16 protein-coding genes, 1 tRNA gene, 1 pseudogene and 1 riboswitch are annotated in these 22,072 nt (G+C 73.2%); of the genes and pseudogenes, 11 read left to right on the top strand and 7 right to left on the bottom strand.

Features of this window, described 5'->3' with window-relative positions; all coding sequences use genetic code 11:
- Positions 1–52: 52 nt before the first annotated feature.
- Positions 53–538 carry a MarR family winged helix-turn-helix transcriptional regulator gene (locus R2S09_RS02605; protein WP_316739548.1) on the top strand — a complete coding sequence of 162 codons (486 nt, stop codon included), beginning with the start codon at positions 53–55 and terminating at the stop codon, positions 536–538.
- A 213-nt stretch (positions 539–751) separates the two neighbouring features.
- Here the strand turns inward: R2S09_RS02605 and R2S09_RS02610 are convergent, their stop codons facing one another.
- Complete coding sequence (locus tag R2S09_RS02610; RefSeq protein WP_306190574.1) at positions 752–1,402, bottom strand: FMN-dependent NADH-azoreductase; 651 nt, start codon at positions 1,400–1,402, stop codon at positions 752–754.
- Positions 1,403–1,546: 144 nt separating this feature from the next.
- On the opposite strand from R2S09_RS02610, the gene R2S09_RS02615 reads away from it, so the two are divergent.
- The 4 genes from R2S09_RS02615 (at position 1,547) to R2S09_RS02630 (ending at position 4,382) form a co-directional block, all read left to right on the top strand.
- A complete protein-coding gene (locus R2S09_RS02615; RefSeq protein WP_306190573.1) occupies positions 1,547–2,215 on the top strand; it encodes a nitroreductase in 669 nt (222 codons plus the stop codon).
- 99 nt (positions 2,216–2,314) lie between these two features.
- Positions 2,315–3,043, top strand: a complete 729-nt coding sequence (locus tag R2S09_RS02620; RefSeq protein ID WP_306190572.1) for an SDR family oxidoreductase — start codon at positions 2,315–2,317, stop codon at positions 3,041–3,043.
- A 365-nt stretch (positions 3,044–3,408) separates the two neighbouring features.
- Positions 3,409–3,708 (top strand): hypothetical protein, encoded by a 300-nt coding sequence (locus tag R2S09_RS02625; RefSeq protein WP_316739552.1) that lies wholly within the window; start codon positions 3,409–3,411, stop codon positions 3,706–3,708.
- A complete protein-coding gene (locus R2S09_RS02630; protein WP_306190571.1) occupies positions 3,699–4,382 on the top strand; it encodes a response regulator transcription factor in 684 nt (227 codons plus the stop codon). Before R2S09_RS02625 ends, R2S09_RS02630 begins: the two co-directional genes overlap by 10 nt.
- A 58-nt stretch (positions 4,383–4,440) precedes the next feature.
- Here the strand turns inward: R2S09_RS02630 and R2S09_RS02635 are convergent, their stop codons facing one another.
- Entirely contained in the window at positions 4,441–5,127 is a 687-nt protein-coding gene (locus R2S09_RS02635) for a hypothetical protein (RefSeq protein ID WP_316739554.1), read from the bottom strand.
- A gap of 271 nt (positions 5,128–5,398) precedes the next feature.
- On the opposite strand from R2S09_RS02635, the gene R2S09_RS02640 reads away from it, so the two are divergent.
- The 4 genes from R2S09_RS02640 to R2S09_RS02655 all read left to right on the top strand — a co-directional run bounded on the left by R2S09_RS02640 (position 5,399) and on the right by R2S09_RS02655 (position 9,344).
- The gene (locus R2S09_RS02640) at positions 5,399–6,568 is read left to right on the top strand and encodes a dihydrofolate reductase family protein (protein WP_316739556.1); all 1,170 of its coding nucleotides are present in this window, start codon (positions 5,399–5,401) and stop codon (positions 6,566–6,568) included.
- A 75-nt stretch (positions 6,569–6,643) separates the two neighbouring features.
- Positions 6,644–6,717: transfer RNA gene (locus tag R2S09_RS02645), tRNA-Met, on the top strand.
- A 358-nt stretch (positions 6,718–7,075) separates the two neighbouring features.
- A riboswitch (cyclic di-AMP (ydaO/yuaA leader) is annotated at positions 7,076–7,233 on the top strand.
- Positions 7,234–7,244: 11 nt separating this feature from the next.
- Complete coding sequence (locus R2S09_RS02650) at positions 7,245–8,300, top strand: M23 family metallopeptidase (RefSeq protein WP_316739558.1); 1,056 nt, start codon at positions 7,245–7,247, stop codon at positions 8,298–8,300.
- 99 nt (positions 8,301–8,399) lie between these two features.
- Positions 8,400–9,344, top strand: coding sequence for an aldo/keto reductase (locus tag R2S09_RS02655; protein ID WP_316739560.1), 945 nt, complete (start codon positions 8,400–8,402; stop codon positions 9,342–9,344).
- A 22-nt stretch (positions 9,345–9,366) separates the two neighbouring features.
- Here the strand turns inward: R2S09_RS02655 and R2S09_RS02660 are convergent, their stop codons facing one another.
- The 4 genes from R2S09_RS02660 to R2S09_RS02675 all read right to left on the bottom strand — a co-directional run bounded on the left by R2S09_RS02660 (position 9,367) and on the right by R2S09_RS02675 (position 14,606).
- Positions 9,367–10,821, bottom strand: a complete 1,455-nt coding sequence (locus R2S09_RS02660) for a PrsW family intramembrane metalloprotease (protein WP_316739562.1) — start codon at positions 10,819–10,821, stop codon at positions 9,367–9,369.
- A 75-nt stretch (positions 10,822–10,896) separates the two neighbouring features.
- Positions 10,897–11,721 carry a tRNA (guanosine(46)-N7)-methyltransferase TrmB gene (gene trmB / locus R2S09_RS02665; protein WP_316739593.1) on the bottom strand — a complete coding sequence of 275 codons (825 nt, stop codon included), beginning with the start codon at positions 11,719–11,721 and terminating at the stop codon, positions 10,897–10,899.
- Between the two features lie 126 nt (positions 11,722–11,847).
- Positions 11,848–13,092 carry an L-2-hydroxyglutarate oxidase gene (lhgO, locus tag R2S09_RS02670; protein ID WP_316739564.1) on the bottom strand — a complete coding sequence of 415 codons (1,245 nt, stop codon included), beginning with the start codon at positions 13,090–13,092 and terminating at the stop codon, positions 11,848–11,850.
- Between the two features lie 89 nt (positions 13,093–13,181).
- Entirely contained in the window at positions 13,182–14,606 is a 1,425-nt protein-coding gene (locus tag R2S09_RS02675; RefSeq protein ID WP_306190562.1) for an MFS transporter, read from the bottom strand.
- A gap of 683 nt (positions 14,607–15,289) precedes the next feature.
- Here R2S09_RS02675 and R2S09_RS02680 point away from each other — a divergent pair.
- Together R2S09_RS02680 and R2S09_RS02685 are read left to right on the top strand one after the other, a co-directional pair.
- Positions 15,290–17,368, top strand: coding sequence for an asparagine synthase-related protein (locus R2S09_RS02680; RefSeq protein ID WP_316739566.1), 2,079 nt, complete (start codon positions 15,290–15,292; stop codon positions 17,366–17,368).
- Between the two features lie 316 nt (positions 17,369–17,684).
- A pseudogene (locus tag R2S09_RS02685) lies at positions 17,685–19,966 on the top strand (ATP-binding protein); the annotation flags it as partial.
- Here the strand turns inward: R2S09_RS02685 and R2S09_RS02690 are convergent.
- Entirely contained in the window at positions 19,946–22,030 is a 2,085-nt protein-coding gene (locus R2S09_RS02690; protein WP_316739568.1) for a sigma-70 family RNA polymerase sigma factor, read from the bottom strand. The pseudogene R2S09_RS02685 and the gene R2S09_RS02690 sit on opposite strands and share 21 nt — an antisense overlap.
- Positions 22,031–22,072: the final 42 nt, after the last annotated feature.

The raw sequence follows: 22,072 nt of genomic DNA on the forward strand, positions 1-22,072 counted from the left end.
CAAAGCCATTTAGTATCAGGCGATACCGTATCGAATGAAGTAGTCTGGCCGCATGGCCGCCGACGTTCCTCACCGCACCACCGCCTCGCATGCGACCGACCGCCCCGGGGATCCGTCGCCTTTCGCTCTCGGCCTGCTGCTGCGCCGGGCGCACTGGCGCGCGGCCGCGGTGATGGGGGAGGCGCTCCGGCCGCTCGGCATCGAGTTGCGGCATTTCGCGGTGCTGATCGAGCTGGTCAATCACGGGCCCACGGTGCAGCGGGACCTGGTGGCGGCGACAGGGTCGGACAAGGCGGGAATCATGCGGGTCGTGGACGACCTGGAGCGGAAGGGCCTGGCCGTACGCAAGGCCGTTCCGGGCGACCGGCGGGTGCGGGCAGTGGAGATCACCCCTCAGGGGCTGGAGCTCTTCGACGCGGTCCATGTGGCGGCGGAGTCGCCGGCTGAGCGTCTGGTTGCAGAACTGGGGCCCGGCGAGCCCGAGAAGCTGACGGAACTGCTGACCCGGCTTGCTCATCCGGCAGACGGCGAGGCGTGAGCGCGCGGGCGCACCGCTTGCCGGCCGCGTCGGCAGGCTTGGTCTCATGCGGCTTTCCGCGGCGAACCCGGCCTTGAGGGCTGGAGCCGCCGCCGCGAGCCTGCCCCCGGCGGCGGTCGGCCGGGCTTCACTCTCGTCTGAGAGGGCGCAAGCGCCGAGGACGCCGTGTGACCTCCTGGGCAGGGTGCCACACGGCGTCCACGGGCGGGCGGGTCACGCGGCGAGGCGCTCCGTGAGCTCCTTGGCCTTGGTGGTCGCGTCCTCGAAGGCGCGCCTACGGGAAGCCTCGTAGAGGGGGACCAGGTCTGACATGGCCGGGTTGCGGGGGGCCATGGTGAGTTCCGGGACGATGAAGTCGAGGTCCAGTCCGAGGGTGTTCTTGAGGACTGCCTCCAGGTAGTTCTGTACGAACTCGTAGCCCTCGCGCGGGGTGCCCGGAGCGTAGGACCCGCCGCGGCTGGCGACGACGACAACCGGGGTGCCCTGGGCGGAGGGGGTCTCGCCCGCGGTGCGGCCGAGCAGAAGCACGCTGTCCAGCCACGCCTTGAGGGTCGAGGGAATCGAGAAGTTGTACATGGGGGCGCCGATCAGAACGGCGTCCGCCTGCTCCAGCTCCTCGATGAGCCTCACGCGCGTGGCGAACGCGGCGGACTGCTCCGGGGTGCGCTCGGACGGGGCGGCATAACCGGCGGACCAGGCTCCGGCGGTCATGTGCGGGACAGGGTCGGCGGCGAGGTCGCGGTAGATCACCGTGCCCTCGGGGTGCTGCTCCTCCCAGGTCTTTCGGAAGGCGGCCGTGACCGAACGGGACGAGGACGCCTCGCCGTGAAATACGGACGAGTCGATGTGCAGCAGCGTGGTCATGGATTTTCTCCAAGGTGCAGTGCCCGAGGCAGGGCCGAGGGCGGGGATTCATGCATCGAGATAGTCGCACTCGATACGGTATCGAGTGATACCATTTTGAGTGTAACGAAGACAGACCCGTTGAGCAGATGGAGGCGGCCGGTCATGGACGTCTATGAGGCGGTGACGAGCCGACGGGCGGTGCGTGCGTTCACCGGCCGGCCCGTGCCCAGCGGAACGCTGGAGCGGGCGCTGTCCGCCGCGGCCTGGGCGCCGTCCGGATCGAACATCCAGCCGTGGCACACCTACGTGCTGACCGGCGCACCGCTGGCCGAACTCAAGAAACGTGCCGGCGAGCGCCTGGCGTCGGGTGACCCCTGGGACGCTCCGGAGTACGAGATGTACCCGCCCGAACTGAAGTCTCCGTACCGCGAGCGCCGGTCCGCCTTCGGCGAGCAGCGCTACGGCGCGCTCGGCATCGCGCGTGAGGACCTGGAGGCGCGCCAGCGGGCGGCCGCCGCGAACTGGGACTGCTTCGGCGCGCCCGCTGCCCTGTTCTGCTACATCGACAAGGACATGGGTTCGCCCCAGTGGGCCGACGTCGGCATGTATCTGCAGACCGTCATGCTGCTGCTCCGCGCCGAAGGGTTGCACAGTTGCACGCAGATGGCCTGGGCGAAGTACCACAAGACCGTCGCGGAAGTCCTGTCGCCCCCGGATGGGCTCGTCCTCTTCTGCGGCATGTCCATCGGGTTCGAAGACGTCACAGCGGGTGACGCCCGGATGGGCCGGGCGCCGCTCGACGAGACGGTCACGTTCGTCGACGGTCTCTGACGCTCGCCCCTACTCGGTCGGGCAACGACCGTTCGATGCCACATCCACATAGCGGTCCATATGCGATATTGCGCACGTAATACAGACGAAAGGCATGTCATGAAGATCGCAGTCATCGGCGGTACCGGACTGATCGGATCGCAGGTCGTCAAGAACCTGAACACCGCCGGACACCAGGCGGTACCACACTCGAAGTCCACCGGAGTCGACATCATCAGTGGCCAGGGCCTGGACGGGGCGGTGGCGGGAGCCGACGTCGTCGTCAACCTGACGAACTCCCCGACCTTCGACGACGCCTCCCTGGCCTTCTTCCAGACCTCGATGGACAACCTCCTGGCCGCAGCCCGCAAGAGCGGCGTCGGCCACTTCGTCATCCTCTCGATCGTCGGCGTGGACCAGGTGCCGGAGCTGGACTACTACCGCGCCAAGGCGCTCCAGGAGACGATCCTCGCGGCCGGCCCCATCCCCTACTCGATCGTCCGGGCGACGCAGTTCATGGAGTTCATGGACGCGGCCATGTCCTGGACCGCCGACGCCGACACCGTCCGGCTGCCCGCCACGCCCATCCAGCCCATCGCCTCCAAGGACGTGGCCGACGCGGTGGCGGAGGTCGCCGCCGGCGCTCCGCTGAACGGCATCCGCAACATCGCCGGCCCCGAGGTCTTCACCCTGGACGAGCTGGGCCGGATCACCCTGTCCCACAAGGGCGACAACCGCACCGTCGTCACCGACCCCACCGCCGGCATGTTCGCCGTCGTCAAGGGCGACGTCCTCACCGACAGGAACGCCCACCTCGCCCCCACCCGCTACACCGACTGGCTCTCCTGACATCGCCCTCCTGCATGTCCCCTACCAGCCGGGCAGTCCTTTCGCTGCGCCCGCCGGGTATGGCGGCGTGAGTCGGAACGTCGAAGAACCGTCCGGACCCACTTGGCACACCCTGGCCAGGACTTTCAATCCATTGGTCGTGGGTTCGAGTCCCACAGGGCCTACGACTGCGGGGGAGGGGTTCACCCCCCTGACCTGCGAAGAAGAGCTCTGGTCGGCTTCGGCTGGCCGGGGCCCTTGGAAACTGGCGAGACCCGGCCCTCCAGACCGACGAGTCGGCGGGGCTCCGACCGGGCAGGCTGATCCCGTCCTCGCCGCAAACCGACCCGGTCCGTGCCGACGTCGAACGCCGACGCTTCCCGGCCGTGGCCGCATTCACCGCAGCCGGCGTCGCGATGCCCCTCGCGCATGACCAGGAAGCCACAGCGCGCGTGCTCCGCGGCCGCACCGGGGTGGAAGCACCACGTCTTCAGATCCGCATGGCCCGGGCCGACGGCCTGCTGCGCATCGAGGTCGTCGACGACGGCGTGGGCGGCGCGGATCCCGCCGGGGGCACCGGGTTGTCCGGGGTGGAGCGACGGCTGGCGGCCTTCGACGGGATCCTGGCGGTCAGCAGCCCGCCCGGTGGGCCGACGATCGTGATCATGGAGGTGCCGTGCGCGTAGTCGTCGCGGAAGATCTCTTCCTGCTCCGGGAGGGACTGGTCAGGCTCCTCAAGGCGCGTGGGTTCGAGATCGTGGCGGCCACCGACAGCGCGCCGGGCCTGCTCGGCGCGCTGCTGGAGTTCCGGCCGGACCTCGCGATCGTGGACATCAGGCTGCCGCCCACCCACACCGACGACGGGCTCCGTGCGGCGCTGTCCGCCCGCGAACAGATCCCGGGCCTGCCGATTCTGCTGCTCTCGCAGTACGTCGAGCAGATCTACGCCCAGGAGCTGCTCGCCGACCGGGCCGGAGGGGTCGGTCACCTGCTCAAGGACCGGGTGTTCAGCGACGACCAGTTCGTCGACGTGATCCGTACGGTCGCCGCGGGCGGCACGGTCATGGATCCCGAAGTGGTCACCAAGCTGCTCGGCCGTCGCAGCCGCGTCGAACGCGAACCCCTGGCCAGTCTTACCGAGCGGGAACGGCAGGTGCTGGAGCTCATGGCCGAGGGGCGCTCCAACAGTGCCATCGCGAACCGGCTCTTCGTCAGCGAGAAGGCTGTGTCCAAGCACAGCACCAGCATCTTCACCAAGCTGGAGCTGGCCCCCTCCGACGACGACAACCGCCGCGTGCTGGCCGTGCTCGCCTACCTCATGTCCGCGCCGCGTGACGGCCGCACTCCGCCGAGCCACTGAGCCGATCAAGACCGGAACCGTGCCGCCTGGGCCGACGGGCCCAGGCACCGCGCGTAGCTCACTGCTGCCCAGAGCCCAGGGAGGGTCCGTGACCACCACGCCGTTCACGAGCCGCGAAGGAATGACACGCCGCCGCATGCTCGCAGCCGCGCCGGCAGTCGGGGCCGCCGTGTCGATGGGCGTCGCCCGCCGGGCGCAACCCCGACGCCGGACAACGGCCGCTGCCGAGGCGTACCCGAGCATGGAGAAGATCACCTGATCGTGCCACCGGCCGTCGCGCCACTGCGCCGAGCGCAGCACGCCCTTCCTGACGAAGCCCGCCTTCTCCAACGCACGCTGCTCGGCCAGGTTGGCGCACGCAGTCCGTCCAGGCCCGGAGCCGTTCGGCCCTGGTGTGGTCGAAGAGGTACTCGGCCGGAAGTCGCTCGGCCCAGGTGCCTGTGCCGCGGCCGCGCGCGGCCGGCACCAGGCCGATCGTCGGCGTCCAGCAGGTGGAGGTGGCGGCCGCCCCCAGGTGCCGGCGAACCACTCGACCCGGCCCACCGTCCGACCCCGCCTCCGCCACGGAAAGCACGCCGCCGTCGGCGCCGAGCAGGCCGTTCTCCGCGGACTGCCGGCGCAGGCCGGCCGATGAAGCGAAGCCGAACCACTGGTACGGGCCGGTCCCCTCCGGCCCGTCGAACCCGCGCTCGAACAGGTCGAGATCGTCGGCGGTCACCGGGCGCAGCGTGATCTCGTCGGGCATGGGACCGCGCCTGGCGAGGAGCACCGGCACGGCGCCGCCCCGGCCACTTCATGACCCACATCGCCCTGTGGGAGACCGACGACGTCGACCGGCTCGGCCACGTCACCGACACCCGAGTACGCCGGCCCCCGCACCCGCGACCTGTCCTGATCCACAGACGGTGCCGGTGCGGCATGCCGGGGTTTCGGTCGGGGCGGCGGCCGGTCGTGTGAGACTGCCGGTCTCCGGGTCGGTCGTGTGAGACTGCCGGTCTCCGAGAGAGAGTGCGCCGATGCCCCTTCCGTACGTGCTGTTGTCCGCCGCCGTCTCCCTGGACGGCTACCTGGACGACACCGGCCCCGATCGCCTCCTGCTGTCCAGCCCCGCCGACTTCGACCGGGTCGACGAGGTACGGGCGTCGGTCGACGCGATCCTGGTCGGGGCCGGCACCCTGCGTGCCGACAACCCGCGGCTGCTGGTCAACTCGCCCGAGCGGCGTGCCGCCCGAGTCGCCGCCGGGCAGCCGGAGTACCCGCTGAAGGTCACGGTCAGCGCCTCCGGCGAGCTGGCCCCGGACGCGCGCTTCTGGCACACGGGCGGGGAGAAGATCGTCTACTCGACCGACAAGGGCGCCCAGCGGCTGCGCGAGACCGGCATCGCCGCCCACGCCGTCGACATCGTGCCCCTGGGGGACGAGCTCGACTGGCGGCTGCTGCTGGAGCACCTGCACGACGTGCGCGGGGTGCGCCGGCTGATGGTCGAGGGCGGCGGGACGGTGCACACCCAGCTGCTCCAGCGGCGGCTCGCCGACGAGGTGCAGCTCGTCCTGGCCCCGCTGTTCGTCGGGGACCCGCGGGCCCCTCGGCTGTTCGGCCCCGGCGCGTACCCGGGCGGGCGGCTGCGGCTGGTGGAGACGCGGGCCATCGGGGACGTCGTCCTCATGCGCTACGAGCCGACCGCGCCCGGCACCGGGGCCGAGGCCGCCCCCGCGGACCGGCACTGGCTCAGGATCGCCTGCGAGCTGGCGGCGCAGTGCCCGCCGTCGCGGACCGCGTTCAGCGTGGGCGCGGTCGTCGTCGCCGCCGACGGCACCGAGCTCGCCCGGGGCCACTCGCGGGAGGGCGGCGACCCGGTCGTGCACGCGGAGGAGGCGGCGCTGGCCAAGATCGATCCGGCGGACCCGCGGCTGCCGGCAGCCACGGTGTACAGCAGCCTGGAACCGTGCGCCCGACGCGCCTCCCGGCCGCGCCCGTGCGCCCGGCTGATTCTGGACGCGGGAGTACGGCGGGTCGTCACCGCCTGGCGGGAACCGGACACGTTCGTCGAGGCCGCCAACGGGGCCGCGGTGCTCCTGGACGCCGGGGCGGACGTCGTCGTACTGCCCGAGTTCGAGGGCCTGGCCCAGGAGCCGAACCGGCACCTGGGAGGCGAGGCCCTGGCCAGGGCGGAGGAGAGGCGCTGACGGGGGCCCGACGAACGGCCGGACCAAGGGGTGCGCGAGCTGCCTCGTGGATGGCGTACACTGGTGTCATACCGACGCGGGGTGGAGCAGCTCGGTAGCTCGCTGGGCTCATAACCCAGAGGTCGCAGGTTCAAATCCTGTCCCCGCTACTGAAGGCTCAGGGCCGGAATCCGAATGGATTCCGGCCCTGAGCGTTTTCGGTCCTGAGTGCTTCCGGTCCCGGATCTGCTCGGGGAGTCCGCGTCGATCGCGTATGCATCGTGCCCCCGCTGATGACCATCACGCGCAGTGAACGGACGATCCCCCTCCGCATAACATCTGAGACACCATCAAAACCTCTGTGACTCCTGCGATGCAGGCAACTCGCCCGTTTTTCAGTACTCCTGGGCCAAAAGTCCTGGTCAAAAAGGTTTAAGGATCAAGCCGGACGGCTTGGAATCGAGCCCTCCCGTCTATTAACGTTCGATAACGCAGCGCGGTCGTCCCAGCCGTCACAAGAGGCGGCTCCGTGCGCACGCGCCGAATCCCGCGAGGGAACCGGGGAACCACCAACTTGGGGTGAATCGCGCCTCATCCACCGTGACGATACGGCTGGTTGACGCGCGTAGGAGACCTTCCCGCTCCGAACCCGTCAGCTAACCCGGTAGGCGAGACGGAAGGAAAGGAGCACGCCCGAGTGGCGTCCAACCGGCCCGCACCAGAAGCCCCGTTCGTGCCGAACCAGCGCACCGAGACCTTCGGATACGGCGGTCGGCGCCCCGACGAGGGCCCCTGGGAGGAGTGGAACCCCACCGAGGACTCCCTCCGCCCGGTGCGCGGCCGGCACCGCGTCGCCAAGCAGCGCGGCGGCGGGCTCGCCCGCAGCTCCACCGTGCTCGGCGTGGGCGTCATAGCCGCCGTCGGCGCGGGCGGCATGGCCAGCGCCAACACCGGCAAGCCCCCGGTCTCCATCTCCCTGCCCGACCTGCCCTCCGTGGAGTCCCTGCCCGCCGTGGGCTCCCTGTTCCACGACTCCGCCCACGACGACGCCCCCCAGGGTTCCGCGACCGTGCTCAGCGACGTCGGCGTGAGCTCCGCCGAGACCGGGCAGGGCAGCTCCGACGCGGGCGAGGCCCTGCGCAACCGCATCATGGCCCAGGCCGAGCAGCAGGAGGCCCAGGTCGAGACCAAGGCCCAGGAGGCCGCCGAGGCCGCCGCCGCCAAGAAGGCCCAGGAGGCCGCCGCCAAGGCGCAGAAGGAGGCCGAGGCCAAGGCCGCCGCCGAGAAGCAGAAGGCGGAGGAGGAGGCCAGGAGGAAGGCCGAGGCGGAGCGGCTGGCGGAGCTGGCCAAGCAGTACACGCTGCCGACCTCCTCCTACACCATCACCTCCACCTTCGGTCAGGCCGGCTCCATGTGGTCCTCCGGCTACCACACCGGCCTCGACTTCGCCGCGCCCACCGGCACCCTGATCAAGGCGATCCACAGCGGCACCATCACCGAGGCCGGCTGGGCCGGGTCCTACGGCTACCGCACGATCCTCACCCTCGACGACGGCACCGAGCTGTGGTTCTGCCACCAGTCGTCGATCAGCGTCTCGGTCGGGCAGAAGGTGAACACGGGCGACGTCATCGGCCGCGTGGGCGCCACCGGCAACGTCACCGGCCCCCACCTGCACCTGGAGGTCCACCCTGACGGCCAGGCCACCGCCATCGACCCGATGGCGTGGCTGCGGGGGAAGGGCCTCAACCCCTGAGGCCCCGGCCCCGGCCCCGAAGTCCGTTTACGTGATCTTTGCGGTCCGGTCCGGCGAGGCACGGAATGCGCTCCTCCAACCTGGCCGTTGATGTCCTGCATGACTTCTCTACGCAAGCTCGGTTCGTCCGATCTCGAGGTCTTCCCGCTCGCCCTCGGCGGGAACGTCTTCGGCTGGACCGCCGACCGGACGCAGTCCTTCGCCGTCCTGGACGCCTACACGGCCGCCGGCGGCAACTTCATCGACACCGCCGACTCCTACTCGGCGTGGGTGGAGGGCAACAAGGGCGGCGAGTCCGAGACGATCATCGGTCAGTGGATCAAGGAGCGCGGCAACCGCTCCGACGTCGTCATCGCGACCAAGGTCAGCCAGCACCCGGACTTCCAGGGCCTGTCCGCCGCGAACATCAAGGCCGCGGCCGACGCCTCCCTCAAGCGCCTGGGCACCGATTACATCGACCTGTACTACACCCACTTCGACAAGCCCGAGGTGCCGGTCGAGGAGATCATCGGCGCGCTCGACGAGCTGGTGAGGGCGGGCAAGGTGCGGCACATCGCGGCCTCCAACATCTCCGCCGAGCGGCTCCAGGCCTCCCTGGACTTCTCCGACCGCGAGGGCCTCGCCCGGTACGCGGTGCTCCAGCCGCACTACAACCTCGTCTCGCGCGACACCTACGAGGGCGCGCTGCGGGACGTCGCCGAGCGGTACGGCCTGGCCGCCGTGCCGTACTTCGCGCTGGCCTCCGGCTTCCTGACCGGCAAGTACCGGCCCGGTGCGACGGTGGACAGCGCGCGGGCGCAGGGCGCGGCCAAGCACCTCGAGACCGAGCGCGGCCGGAAGGTGCTCGCCGCCCTCGACGAGGTCGCCCGTGCCCATGACGCCGAGGTCGCCACGGTGGCCCTGGCCTGGCTCGCGGCCGAGCCGACGGTGGCCGCCCCGATCGCCTCGGCCCGGACGGTGGAACAGCTCCCGGCGCTGCTGGCGGTGGCGGAGCTGCGCCTGACGGACGCCGAGATCGCACAGCTGACCAGGGCGTCGGCCTGAGCCTCCGGCCCGCGCCGCCGCCCTACGGCTGAGTTCTGTAGGGGTTGTACGGGCCGTACGCGGGGTACGGCGCCACCGGCCCGGGCGCACCGGTGCCGTGCCCCGGCCCGGGCGAACCGGCCCCCGGCAGGCCGGGCCCGTGCAGGCCGGGCCCGTTCGGTTGCGTGTACGCCCCGTGCGCGTACCTCTGGGACTGCCCGTACACCCCGTACACGGGCCAGGGCGGTGCCACGACCCGCACCGGCGGGGCGGTCATCCGGGCCGCGTAGTCGAGCGCGGGCTGGGCCACCTCGCGCCGTCGCCACATCTCGTGGAGGAGCTCACGCTCCCGTACGGCGAAGTCGGCCCCGGCCCGTCCGAGGCGCCCCCGGCGGCGCAGGAAGGCCAACGAGGTCGCGTACGTCTCGTACTGGGCGACGGTCCGGGCCGCCGGCTTGCCGAGATGGTGTCCGGCGTAGTCGCGGGCCAGCCGGCGGGCCCGCATCGAGCCCAGGGCGAACGGCTCGGCCGGCGTGAGCCACCCGGCGGCGGCGTACGCGGGCAGCTCCTCGCGGACGGCCCGCAGCTCGCGCTGCCGGGTCCAGACGACCAGCCAGGTCAGCAGCCCGAACGCGGGCACCATGAAGGCGCCGTAGACCGCGAAGAAGCCGAACTCGCCGAAGGTGGACGAGCCGTTCCAGAACGCGTGCATGCCCATCGCGAGCAGCAGCCCGGCCGGTGGCAGCAGCAGGCGCCGCAGGCGTCGGCGCTCCCCGGTCAGTGTCGCGGCGATGCCGAAGCCGATGCCGGTCAGGACGGTGAACAGGGGATGCGCGAACGGTGACATGACCACGCGCACGAAGAAGGTCGCCGCGGTGACGGAGGCGATGCCCCGGCCGCCGGCCATCTGGTCGGCGCCGAAGGCGGTGCCCAGATAGAGGATGTTCTCGGTGAACGCGAAGCCGGTCGCGGTCACCCCGGCTATGACCACCCCGTCGACGATGCCGGTGAAGTCGCGTCTGCGGAAGAGGAAGACCAGCAGTACGGCGGCGGCCTTCGCGGACTCCTCCACGATCGGCGCTATCACCGTCGCACCGAGGGTGTCCGCGCTCGCCGGGTCGGCGGTCGCCGTCGCTATCCACTTCGTCGCGAAACTGTTGGCGACGATCGCTATCAGGGCCGCCGCGCAGGCGCCCCAGGCGAAGGCGAACACCATGTTCCGCCAGGGCCCGGGATCGACCCGGTCCAGCCAGCGGAAGGCGGCCACCAGCAGCGGTACGGGCAGGACGGCCAGCCCGAGCCCCACCAGGAACCCCTCCGTGCCGGTCTGCCGGCGGACGAGGGCGAGGATGACGAGCCCGGACAGCGCGAGCAGGGCGGCGAGGGCGCCGTACCGCACCCGTCGTCGCTGCCACCAGTGCGCGTGGGGCGGCCGGCCGCCGACGGGGGCCGGGCCGCTGCCGCTGGGCTGCGTCGGGTACGGAGGACAGGTGGCCACGTGATTGACCCTAACGAGGGAGGGCGCCGCCGCGCGACGGTGCCTCGTTGCCAACGGGGAACGGGAACAGGCTCGTCAGCCGGGAACACCGTGCTGTACGCGACGGAAGAGAAGATCGTTCACCACATGTCCCTTGTCCAGTCCCTGGCCCTCGAAACGGGTCAGCGGCCGGAAGGCGGGGCGTGGCGCGAAGCCGCCGTCGGGCTGTGTGTTCTCGTAGTCCGGGTGCGCCGTCAGCACGTCGAGCATCTGCTCGGCGTACGGCTCCCAGTCGGTCGCGCAGTGCAGGACCGCTCCGGGCTTCAGCCGGGTGGCGGCCAGTGTCAGGAACTCCGGCTGGACCAGCCGCCGCTTGTGGTGCCGCTTCTTGGGCCAGGGGTCGGGGAAGTAGACGCGCAGCCCGTCCAGGGAGTCGGGGGTGAGCATCTCGCGCAGCAGGATGATCGCGTCGCCGTTGCCGACCCGGACGTTGGTGAGCCCGTCGCGGTCGGCGAGGGCCAGCAGGTTGCCCTGGCCCGGGGTGTGCACGTCGACGGCGAGCACGTTGGTGTCCGGGTCCGCGGCGGCCATCCGAGCGGTGGCCTCGCCCATCCCGAACCCGATCTCCAGCACGACGGGACGGGCGTTGCCGAACAGCTCGGCCAGGTCCAGCACCCGATGCCCGTCGATGTCCAGCCCCCACTTGGGCCACAGCCGCTGCAGGGCGTCCGCCTGCCCGGCGGTCACCCGGCTCCGCCGCGGCTGGAAGCTGCGGATCCGCCGCTCGAAGTGCGACCCGGCCGGATCGGCCTTGGGCCCGTCGGGAAACCTCGGCTCCCCCTTGGCCCGGGTATGCCGAACGGACACACCGGGGACGTGCGGGGACCCGGGAGCTGGAGACAGGTTCAGGGAGTCAGACACATCAGACACAGTGAAACCGAGTTTACGGGCAGGGCAGCCGGAACCGGCCCGTCCGGTCGAACACCTCACCGACCTCCGCCGTCACCTTCCGACCTCTCCTCCGCCGTCACCTCCCGACCTCCGCCGTCACCTCGCCGAAGCCAGCACCTCCAGCGCCCTCCTCGCCACCTCACGCCCGATCGGCAGCGAGGCCGTCGCCGCCGGAGAGGGCGCGTTGAGGACGTGCACCGTCCGCGCCCCCTCCCGGATCAGGAAGTCGTCCACCAGCGTCCCGTCCCGCAGGACGGCCTGCGCCCGTACGCCGGCGGCCGCCGGCACCAGATCGTCCTCCGCCACGCCCGGCAGCAGCCTGCGTACCGCCTCCGTGAACGCCGCCTTGGACAGCGACCGCCGCATTTCCCCGGTCCCGTACCGCCAGTGCCGCCGTGCCATCCGCCATGCGCCGGGCCAGCTCAGCGTCCCCGCCAGCTCCCGGGGGCGTACGACCCCCCAGCCGTACCCCTCCCGGGCCAGCGCGGGCACCGCGTTCGGCCCGATGTGGACGCCTCCGTCGATGCCCCGGGTCAGATGCACCCCGAGGAACGGGAACGCCGGATCCGGCACCGGATACACCAGCCCGCGCACCAGCTCCGGGCGGGCCAGCTCGTAGTACTCCCCCCGGAACGGCACGATCCGCACGCCCGGCTCGTCCCCGGTCAGCCGGGCCACCTCGTCGCACCGCAGCCCCGCGCAGTTGACCAGGACGCGCGCGCGTACGACGTCCCCGCGCGCCGTACGGACGGCCACCCCCAGCTCGGGCCGCCGGTCCACCCGCACGACGTGCGCCCCGTAGCGGATCTCCGCGCCGGACGCGTCCGCCAGCCGCCGCGCCACCGCCACGTAGTCGCAGATCCCCGTCGTCCCCACGTGGATGGCGGCCAGTCCGCGCACCTCCGGCTCGTACTCCCCGATCTGGGACGCGCCCAGCTCCCGCACCGGGATGCCGTTCTCCCGGCCGCGCTGCACCAGTGCGTGCAGCCGCGGCAGCTCCTGACGCTCCGTGGCGACGATCAGCTTGCCCGTGACGGCGTGCGCGATGCCGTACTCCGCGCAGAACTTGACCATCTCTGCGGCGCCCCGCACCGCGTACCGCGCCTTCAGGGAGCCCGGCCGGTAGTAGATCCCGCTGTGGATCACGCCGCTGTTGCGTCCCGTCTGGTGCCGGGCCGGGCCCGGTTCCTTCTCCAGTACGGTCACGCGGGTGCCCGGCGCGGCGCGTGTGATCGCGTACGCCGTCGCCAGGCCGACGATCCCGCCTCCGATCACCAGCACGTCACAGTCGTAAGCGATGTCCGGCCGCACCCGCTCCACCTCCCGGTTCCGATAGTGCACTGCGCCACTGACAATGCCCTCAAACCGGGAGCCGGCCCCGACGTCCCATCCCCCCTCCGGCCCAGGCCGGGGTCGTCGGCCCCGCCGGCTCAGGCCGGGGCCATCAGCAGGGGCCGTGCCCGCTCCCGCAGCTCGGCCACGCGGGGCTCGTCGCCGTAGGGCTCCAGCCGGTGCAGGAGGTCCTTGACGTACTCGGTGGTGCGCGCCGAGGAGATGCGCCCGGCGACCTCCACGGCCCGTACGCCCTGCTCGCAGGCCGCGTCCAGGTTGCCCGACTCCAGTTCGGCGACCGCGGAGACGACCAGCCGCAGGCCGTGCGAGCGCACGAACTCCTCCGTCGGCTTCGACAGCGCCTGCTCGGTGAAGCGGCGGACCTGGCGGGGCGCCTTCAGGTCGCGGTAGCACTCCGCGGCGTCGGCGGCGAACCGGTCGTAGCCGTAGAAGCCGAGCCAGGTCGGGTCGTTGTCGCCCTCTCGGGACCGCTCCAGCCAGCCCTCGGCGGCCTTCAGGGCCGCGCCGGCGGCCTGGGCGTCTCCCGCGCGCGCGTGGGCGCGTGCCTCGACGAGGCGGAAGAAACTCATGGTGCGGGCCGTGGCCAGGCCGCGGTTGCGCTCCAGGGCGGCCTGCGCCAGGTCGACGCCCTCGTCGCCGAAGCCGCGGTAGGTCGCCTGCAACGACATCGACGCCAGGACGTATCCCCCCAGCGGCACGTCGGCCGCCGCGCGGGCCAGGCGCAGCGCCTGGATGTAGTACCGCTGCGCGGCCTCCTGCTGGCCGGTGTCGAAGGCCATCCACCCGGCGAGGCGGGTCAGTTCGGCGGACGCCCCGAACAGGGCGCGGCCGACCTCGTCGGAGTACGAACCGAGCAGCAGGGGTGCCGCCTCCACCCGTAAACACTCGGGCACCATCGACGAACGCCAGTCGCCGCCTCCGTACTTGGAGTCCCAGCGCCTGGCGTCCTCGGCGGCCTCCCGCAGCTTCCGCACATCGCTGTGGCCGACTTTGATCGGTGCGCCCGAGCCCTCCGCCCCTGCCGCCTCGCGCGCCACCGAGCTGTCGGCCGGGGTTATCAGCCATCGGGAGGCGGGCGTCGCGTATGCGGTCACTGCGAACGATCCGGCGAGCGACTGCCAGATGCCGCCGGAGCCGGCCCGGCGGCCGGCGAGGTCGAGCCGGTACAGCTCCGTCGCCGACTTCACCGCCTGGCCCACGTCCCTGGGGAAGGCGAGGCCCACTTCGGGTGCGGGATCCGCGTCCGCCAGGCCGATCTCGTGGAGCGGCACCGGGCGGCCGAGCTTCTGGCCGATGGCGGCCGCGATGAGGTGCGGCGCCGCTCCCTGCGGCACCATCCCCTTCGACACCCAGCGCGCCACCGAGGTCTTGTCGTAGCGAAGCGTCAACCCGCGTTGGGCGCCGAGGTCGTTGACGCGCCGCGCGAGTCCTGCGTTGCTGATTCCCGCGAGGGCGAGAACGGCGCCGAGCTTTTCGTTCGGCCCGCGTTGCTCCCTGGACATGCGCCACCCCTCGACACAGACGGCCGCCGCGCTGGCATAACCACGCGGCATTCGTAAACCCAGCGTAGTTCGCCGCATCCCAAGCGTTAAGGGGCATTCTTCCGGATGGCGGGATTGTGGCCCGTACGGAAGTACGGGCCCTGCACGGACGGTTGCGGCGTGCCCCCGTTGTGTGGCCGTGCGCCCGTCCGTGCGCTCTTCTCCGGCCATCGGGGGAGCGGTTCCATGGTCCCTGCGTGGGTCGGCCCGCTGTACTGGATCCAGTGGGCTGGGGGACACCGCCGCCTTCATCCCCGCGGGCGGCGGAACGGTCCGGGAGGCGAACTCCGCCTCCCGGACCGTGCGTTGTCCGCGCGCTGCGCAGAGCATGTACGGAGCGTGCGCGCGCCCGTGCCCCCGACGAGGATTTGGCCGAAAACCGACCCCGCTTTCCGCCGCCAATTACGCCTCCTACCACGGTACTTGACGGCGCACGGGGTGTTGAGGGGAGCGCATCAGGGGGCGCATTCAGGTCGCAGCGGCCGTGCCCGGTACGGGCGTTCGCCATCTTCCCGGCAGGCGCGCGGGGGCGCGCACCGCGGATCGAAGGCGGCGCCGCCTCCCCTCCGGCGCGCCTCCTTCGTGGCAGCATGGTGACCCGGTTCATTCGGTGCACTGGTTGTCCACAGTCCGTGGAGGCGTCGATGCGGTGGTTGGTGGGTTGGAGCAGCACCGCCGCGGGCCCCGACCGGATCGGCTCCGCGGGCGCCACCGGGTACGACGGGGAGACCGTGCACCCGGTGGGTTCCCAGCTCCTGTGGGGCGACCCCGACCCGTTGTGGGCGGTCGGCGACTGGCGTCCGGACGAGGTCCGGCTGGTGCGGGTCGACGCGCAGACCAGGATCGCCGTGCTCGGCATCTGCGGCGCCTCGGACGAGCAGCTGCGGGTCGGTCTGCTCGCCGCGCGCGGGGGCGCGCTGCGCCATCTGACCGCCTGGCCCGGCAGCTACACGGCGGTGGTCCAGGTGGGCCGCCGCATCACCGTCTGCGGCGATCTCGCGGGCGCCCGCCCGGTCTTCCACACCCCCTGGGCCGGTGGCACGGCGTACGCGACCGCCGCGCTGCCGCTGGCCGACCTCGTCGAGGCCAACCTCGACTTCGGGCACCTCGCCGCCCTGCTCGCCGCCCCCGACGTACCGGCGGCGCTGCACGACTCCACTCCGTACGAGGGCGTACGGCGCATCCCGCCGGGGCACGCGCTGATCCTGCGAGCCGGGGCGCGCGAGGTCGCCGGGTACGAGCCGGTCGCCTCGCTCGCGGTCGCGGCGCCCCCGGCCGACCCCGACAGCGCGGTCGGCGCGGTGCGCGACGCCCTTGTCGAGGCCGTGCGCGTCCGGCTGTCCGCGCCCCGCCATGTGCCCGAGATCGACCCCGGCCCGGTGCCCGGCATGGGGCCGGCCGAGCGCCGCGCGGCCCGCGGCATGCCGGCGCCGGGCATCGGCGCGGACCTGTCCGGCGGCCCGGCATCCGGAACGCTCGCACTGCTGGCGGCGGGCCTGCCGGGCAACCCCGGCACGCTCCTGGGCCACGGCACCGGCGCCGGCGAGCGCCTGCTCGCCGTCACCTTCAACGACCTCGCCGTCGGCGGGCGGGAGGCCGAGCTGGAGCGGGCCGGGGCGCTCGCCGCCAATCCGCGCCTGCACCACGTCGTGGTGACCGGCGGCGAGGAGGCGCTCCCGTACGCCGACCTGGAGGGGCCGCTGACCGACGAACCCGGGCCGTCGCTGGTCACGGCGGCACGCCACCGCGCGCGCCTGGCCTCGGGCAGCGCGGACCATTTCACCGGCCACGGCGCCCGGCAGGTGCTCGACGCCCATCCCGCGCGCCTGGCCGACCTGCTGATGGACCGCCGCCGGCGCCACCTGGTCCGGCCCGTCGCCGCGCTCGCCAAGGCCGACGGGTCGGTGATGGTCCCCGCGCGCGTGTACAGCGCGGCGCGGCGGCTGGCGCGGACGTCCTACCGCGCGGGACTGGAGGCGCTCGCCGAGCGGCTGCTGCAACGCCGCTTCGACGAACCCTCGGGCGCGGTGGGGGCCTCGCTGGCGGCGCTCACCTGGGCCAGACCCGGGCCCGCGGCACGCTGGCTGACCGGTGAGGCACTGGCTGAAGTATCGGTTCGCCTGCAGGGCGCGACGGGCCGTTCGACGGTCGGTCCGGGCCAGCGGCCGGGGGACTACCGCGCGCGTGCGGCCCTGGCCAGACATGCCGCGGACCTACGGGTCCTGGAGCAGGCCGCGGAGATCCGCTCCCAGCGCCTGCACGCCCCGTTCCTCGACAACCAGGTGGTCCGCGCCGCCCGCGTCCTGCCGGAGGCGCTGCGGGTGCGGCCGGGGGCGCGGGCCGCCATCCTGCGCACGGTCCTGGAGGGCGCCGGAGTGAGCGAGCTGCCCCCCGGCTGGGGAGCCCCTTCGCACGCTCCGTCGGCGGTCGCGGCCCGCGCGGGCCTGCGCGTGGCCGTGGACGACCTGATGGCCCTGTTCGCGACCCCCTTGCTCGCGGAGGCCGGCCTGGTGGAGGCGCGGGTGGTCCGCAAGGCCCTGCGGGCGGCGGCGGAGGGAGAGCCGCTGCCCCTGGACGGGCTGGCCGACCTGGTGTCCCTGGAGGTGTGGCTACGGCGCCTGCTGGCCCGCCGGGGAACCTGCTGGACCGGCACACCCGCGCGCGCACGCGCGGTACCCGCGGGGATCGCGCCGCAGAGGGGGGCGCTGGCGTCCGGGGGATGACCTGGCGATGTCGACCCACCCCCACTTCCTGTGACTCGAACGACCTCCGGTGGCGGATGGTGGCCGGTGGCTGGCGGCTGGCGGCGACGGGCGGTGCGGTACGGCGGTACCGGGAACCTTCCACGGACTCATACCGGGGTGTCCGGCTGGGGGATCGTCCGGTCCCGGCCGAGGCGCCCCGGCGACAAACTCCGTGCCTCGCTCCCCGCACCCGGTGACAATGAGCCGGTGCGGTACAGAATCCTGGGCGTCACCCAGGCGGAGGACGACGACCAGGGCACCGGCATGTCCCGGTACACGGGCATGCACGGAGGGGCCGCGCGGTGAACTCCTGGTCCTTGACAACTGCGAACATGTCATCGGCGCCGCCGCCGACCTCGCCGAGACCCTCCTCACCCGCTGCCCGGGGCTCACGATTCTCGCCACCAGCCGTGAACCCCTGGGAGTGCCCGGTGAGTTGGTGCGCCCGGTCGAGCCGCTGCTGCCCGACCAGGCGCACCGCCTCTTCGCCGAGCGTGCCGCCGCCGCCCGTCCCGACGGTGCCGACGTGCTCGGCGACGAGGAGGCCGTCGCGGAGATCTGCCGCCGCCTCGACGGCCTGCCCCTGGCCATCGAGCTGGCCGCCGCGCGACTGCGGCTGCTCACCCCCCGGCAGATCGCCGACCGGCTCGACGACCGCTTCCGGCTGCTCACCGCCGGCAGCCGCACGGTCCTGCCCCGCCAGCAGACCCCGCGGGCCGTCGTCGACTGGTCCTGGGACCTGCTCGACGAGCGGGAGCGGACGGCGCTGCGCGAGGTGTCCGTCTTCGCCGGCGGCTGGGACCTGGCCGCCGCCGAGGCCGTGTGCACCGGCCCGGCGGCGGACCTCGTCGGGGCGCTCGTCGACAAGTCCCTGATCGTGGCGACCCCGGCCGACGGCGAAGGCGGCATGCGCTACCGGATGCTGGAGACCATCCACGAGTACGCCGTCGAGCGCGCCGCCGAGGTTCCCGAGCTGCGCGCCGCCGCCGAACGCAGACACCGCTCGTGGGTGCGCGCACTCGTCGAGAAGGCCGAACCGCTGCTGCGGTCGGCGGCCCAGCTGCCGTGGATAGCCCGGCTGGAGAACGAGCTGGACAACATCCGCGCGGCCCTCGACCGCGCCCTCGCGGCCGGCGACGAGGAGGAAGCGGGCGCACTCGTCCTCGCCATGGGCTGGTTCTGGTGGCTGCGCAACTACCGCCGGGAGGCCATCGAGTGGGCACAGCGCGTCCTGAGCCTGGGCGCCGCGCGCGACGCCGCCGACGCCCCCGGAGCCTGCTCGGCCGGCGCATCGGACGGACCGGCCCCGGCCGGCAGCGGCCCCGGACTCCCGGCCCCCGCCGCCGGTGCCGACCCCGTGGACGTCCTCCTCGACGCCCCGGACGGGGGACGGGCCACCCGCTGCACGCCCTGCGCATGGACCTGCGGATGCTGCACCTGTTCCTGATCTCCGAGTCCCAGCCGCCGGACGAGGTGCGCGGCGAGCGGTTCCAGCGGTACGTCACCCGCGTCCGGGCCGCCTTCGAGGCCGGCGGTCCCCGGGCGGCCCGGATGCCCGGCATCATCTGGCCGCTGACCGTCTACTACACGAGCACCCCGGACGACATCCGGCCCGCCATGGACAAGGCCGTCGCCAACTGCCGTGCCCACGGCGGGGACTGGGAGACCGGTGTCACCCTCATGTTCCGCACCCACATGGTCGTCGACTCCCCGGGCAACCTGCGCGGCGTCGACGACGACCTGGCGGAGCTGCGGCGGCTCAGCCGGCGCGTGGGCGACCGCTGGATGCGGGCCCAGGTGTGCAGCGCGAGCGGCGAGGCGGCCATGGCGCGCGGCCGATTCGAGGAGGCGCGCGGCGAGTACGAGGAGGCGCTGCGGCTCGCCCACGAGGTGGGCGCGCACGCCGAGTCGCCGTTCCTTCTCGCACGGCTCGCCGAGATCGCCTACCGCTCGGGCGACCGGGCCGGTGCCCTGAGCACCCTGGAGGAGGCCGGTGCGGCGGCCGAGCGGCACAGGGTGGCGGACTCGCGGGCGTTCGTGGCGCTGCTGCGGGCGCAGATCGCTCTGGACGACGGTGACGTGGCGGGTGCGCGCGCGCTGTGGGAGGCGGCCCGTGAGGAGACCGAGCGCGGCACCCCGCCGCCGCAGTTCGAGGCGATGCTGGGCGCGGTCGGCGCCCTCGTCGCGGCCGGGGAGTCCGGCCCCGAGCACGGTTTGCCGCTGCTGGCCGACGCGCTCCGCACGGCCGTCGAGCAGCGGTGCTCGGAGGTGGTCACGGCGGGGCTGGTCGACATGGCGGCCGAGCCGCTGGCCCGCCTCGGCGAGCTGCCGCGCGCGCTCCGACTGCTCGCCGCCGACCACTGGCGCGGCGGCCGCCCCCGTCCCATGCAGGAGCGCGTGGTGGCCGAACGCATCGAGGCCGAGGCCCGCGCGGCCCTCACCGCCGACCGCTGCGCCGCCGAGCGCACCAGCGGCGCCGCCCTCACCGTGGACGACGTCCTGGCCGAACTCGCACAGGCGGTACGGGCCCACCCCGCACGCGGCGGTGACCGGTGCCTACCCGCAGGTGAACCGTGACTGCGCCCAGTCCACGAGCATCACGGTGTCGAAGGGGCGGTGCGGCTCGACGGCCAGCCGTACGGTGCTGCGGCCGGCGAGGTTCACATGGACCGGGACGGCTGGTTCGCCGCCCGCGATCGTCCTCGAACTCCACAGCCGGACGCCGTCGGCGTACACGGAGAAGGTGACCTTGCCGAGCCCGGCCATCAGATCGTCGACACCGACCAGGGCGTCGTAGGCGGAGCACGCGCGGTTGAGGTCGATGGTGACCGAGGAGCGGCCGTGGACGGTCACCCCGTGGGTGTACCGCTCGCCGGCGATCGACAGGCTGTGGCGCTGCCACACCCAGCCGCTGCCGGCCAGCCGCATCTCGGGGCCGGTGCCGTCACCGGTGATGTCGTGGTCCAGTTCGTTCCACTGGTAGACGGCCGAGGCGGGCGGCGGGGGAGGCGTCGGTGTCGGTGTCGGCGTGGGGGTCGGGGACGGCCGGGGCGAGGGCGGCGGCGTGGCTGCGGGCTTCGGGGACGGTGGCCGCGTGTGCGTCGGCGTGGGCGCCGGACGAACCGCGGCGGGGCGCACCGGTGGCTTCGGCCGGGGCGGCGGCGTCGGCTTCGGCGGGGTGGGTGTCGGCGGCTGCGGACTGACGGCCGGCGACGAGGGCGGGGCCGCCGCGGGCTTCCCGGCCGGGGCTTCCTGGCCGGCCAGCGCGAAGGCGACCGCGGCGGCGGCCACGGCGACGACACCGGCCGCGATACCTGCCTTCACCGGTGCGCCCAGCCCCTCGGAGGCCGCGGCACCGCCCCCGGCCCCGGCCCCGCCGCCGGACCCGCTCCCGGCGGCGGCCGCCCCCGCCCCCGCGCCGGCCGCCGCGCCCCCGGCCGAGCCGCCCCCGGCCGAGCCGCTCCCGGCCGAGCCGCCGCCGGCCGCCACGGCGGCTCCCGCCGCGCCGGCGGCACCGGCCGCGCCCGCACCGCCCGCGACGAGGCCCAGCGCCTTGGCGTATCCGGCGGCGCCGAACCAGCCGATGACGGCGACCGGGACGACCGCCGGGATTCCGCTCGCCACCTCCTCGATCTGGACGGCCGCCAGCCGGCACCTGGCGCACTCCTCCAGGTGCTTGCGCAGGCCCCGTTCGGCGCGGGTGCGCAGCTTGCCGCGGGCGTAGCCGCCGAGCTGGTCGGCGTAGCGGGCGCACTCCTCGTCCTCGGTCAGGGCGGTGCTCACATGCGCCTGGAGGTAGGCCTGCTTGAGGCCCTCGCGGGCCCGGCTGGCCAGGACGCGCGTGCCGTTGGCATCCAGCCCGAACAGGGGCGCGACCTGGCTGGGCGACTCTTCCTGGACCTCGGTGTGCCACAGCACGGCCTGCCACCGTTCGGGCAGCGACCGGAACGCCCGCATGGCCATGGACTGCTCGGCCTCGTGCATGGCACGCACATCGGCGCCCAGGTCCAGCCCCGCCCCGAAGGAGCCGGCGGGTGCGGTGTCGTCGGACACCTCGGAGGCGCGGGCGGCCTGCGCGGCGAACACCGCGAAGTCGTCGACCAGTTGCTCGCGCCGGGCCGACTTCGTCCAGTGCGCGGCGACCCGCCGGACCGTGGTGAGCAGATAGGCGCGTACGGCGTGCTCGGGACCGGAACCGCCGCGCACCGCCTGAAGCATGCGGGCGAACACCTCGGCGGTGAGGTCGTCGGCGGTGTCGGCGTCCCGGCAGCAGGTGCGGGCATAGCGGCGCACGGCGCCGGCGTGGCGCCGGTACAGCTCCTCGTACGCGGTGTCGTCACCGCCGCGCATCCACCCGATCAGCTCGGCGTCGGACGGCGGCACCTCCCGCGGAGGCGGCAGCACCCCGTCCTCGCGCCGCTCGCGCTGCGCCGGGACACTGCCGGACACCGGTGCGGCACCCCCGGCCGGGGGACCGCCCGGGGCGGGCGTGCCACCGCGCGAGGCACCGGCCGACCGGTCCTGGTTCGGTACGTGCGGCCGGTCCTGGGGCGCATCCTGGTGCGGTACCTGCGGCGGGCGCGGACCTTCCGCACCCGCCGCGTCGTCACCGCGTGATGCACCCCGCCCGTCAGTGCCCATCGCCGATAGTCCCCGCCGTCAGCCCAGCCGTCCCCGTCACCC

Source organism: Streptomyces sp. MK7 (assembly GCF_032658145.1).
Lineage (GTDB): Bacteria > Actinomycetota > Actinomycetes > Streptomycetales > Streptomycetaceae > Streptomyces > Streptomyces spiralis.

Excerpts from the sequence above, each read along its gene's own strand:
- R2S09_RS02655 (WP_316739560.1), top strand. The coding sequence starts at position 8,400 with ATGACTTCTCTACGCAAGCTCGGTTCGTCCGATCTCGAGGTCTTCCCG.
- R2S09_RS02605 (WP_316739548.1), top strand. The coding sequence starts at position 53 with ATGGCCGCCGACGTTCCTCACCGCACCACCGCCTCGCATGCGACCGAC.
- R2S09_RS02635 (WP_316739554.1), bottom strand. The coding sequence starts at position 5,127 with ATGCCCGACGAGATCACGCTGCGCCCGGTGACCGCCGACGATCTCGAC.
- R2S09_RS02680 (WP_316739566.1), top strand. The coding sequence starts at position 15,290 with ATGCGGTGGTTGGTGGGTTGGAGCAGCACCGCCGCGGGCCCCGACCGG.
- R2S09_RS02610 (WP_306190574.1), bottom strand. The coding sequence starts at position 1,402 with ATGACCACGCTGCTGCACATCGACTCGTCCGTATTTCACGGCGAGGCG.
- R2S09_RS02640 (WP_316739556.1), top strand. The coding sequence starts at position 5,399 with ATGCCCCTTCCGTACGTGCTGTTGTCCGCCGCCGTCTCCCTGGACGGC.
- R2S09_RS02620 (WP_306190572.1), top strand. The coding sequence starts at position 2,315 with ATGAAGATCGCAGTCATCGGCGGTACCGGACTGATCGGATCGCAGGTC.
- R2S09_RS02675 (WP_306190562.1), bottom strand. The coding sequence starts at position 14,606 with ATGTCCAGGGAGCAACGCGGGCCGAACGAAAAGCTCGGCGCCGTTCTC.
- R2S09_RS02615 (WP_306190573.1), top strand. The coding sequence starts at position 1,547 with ATGGACGTCTATGAGGCGGTGACGAGCCGACGGGCGGTGCGTGCGTTC.
- R2S09_RS02690 (WP_316739568.1), bottom strand. The coding sequence starts at position 22,030 with ATGGGCACTGACGGGCGGGGTGCATCACGCGGTGACGACGCGGCGGGT.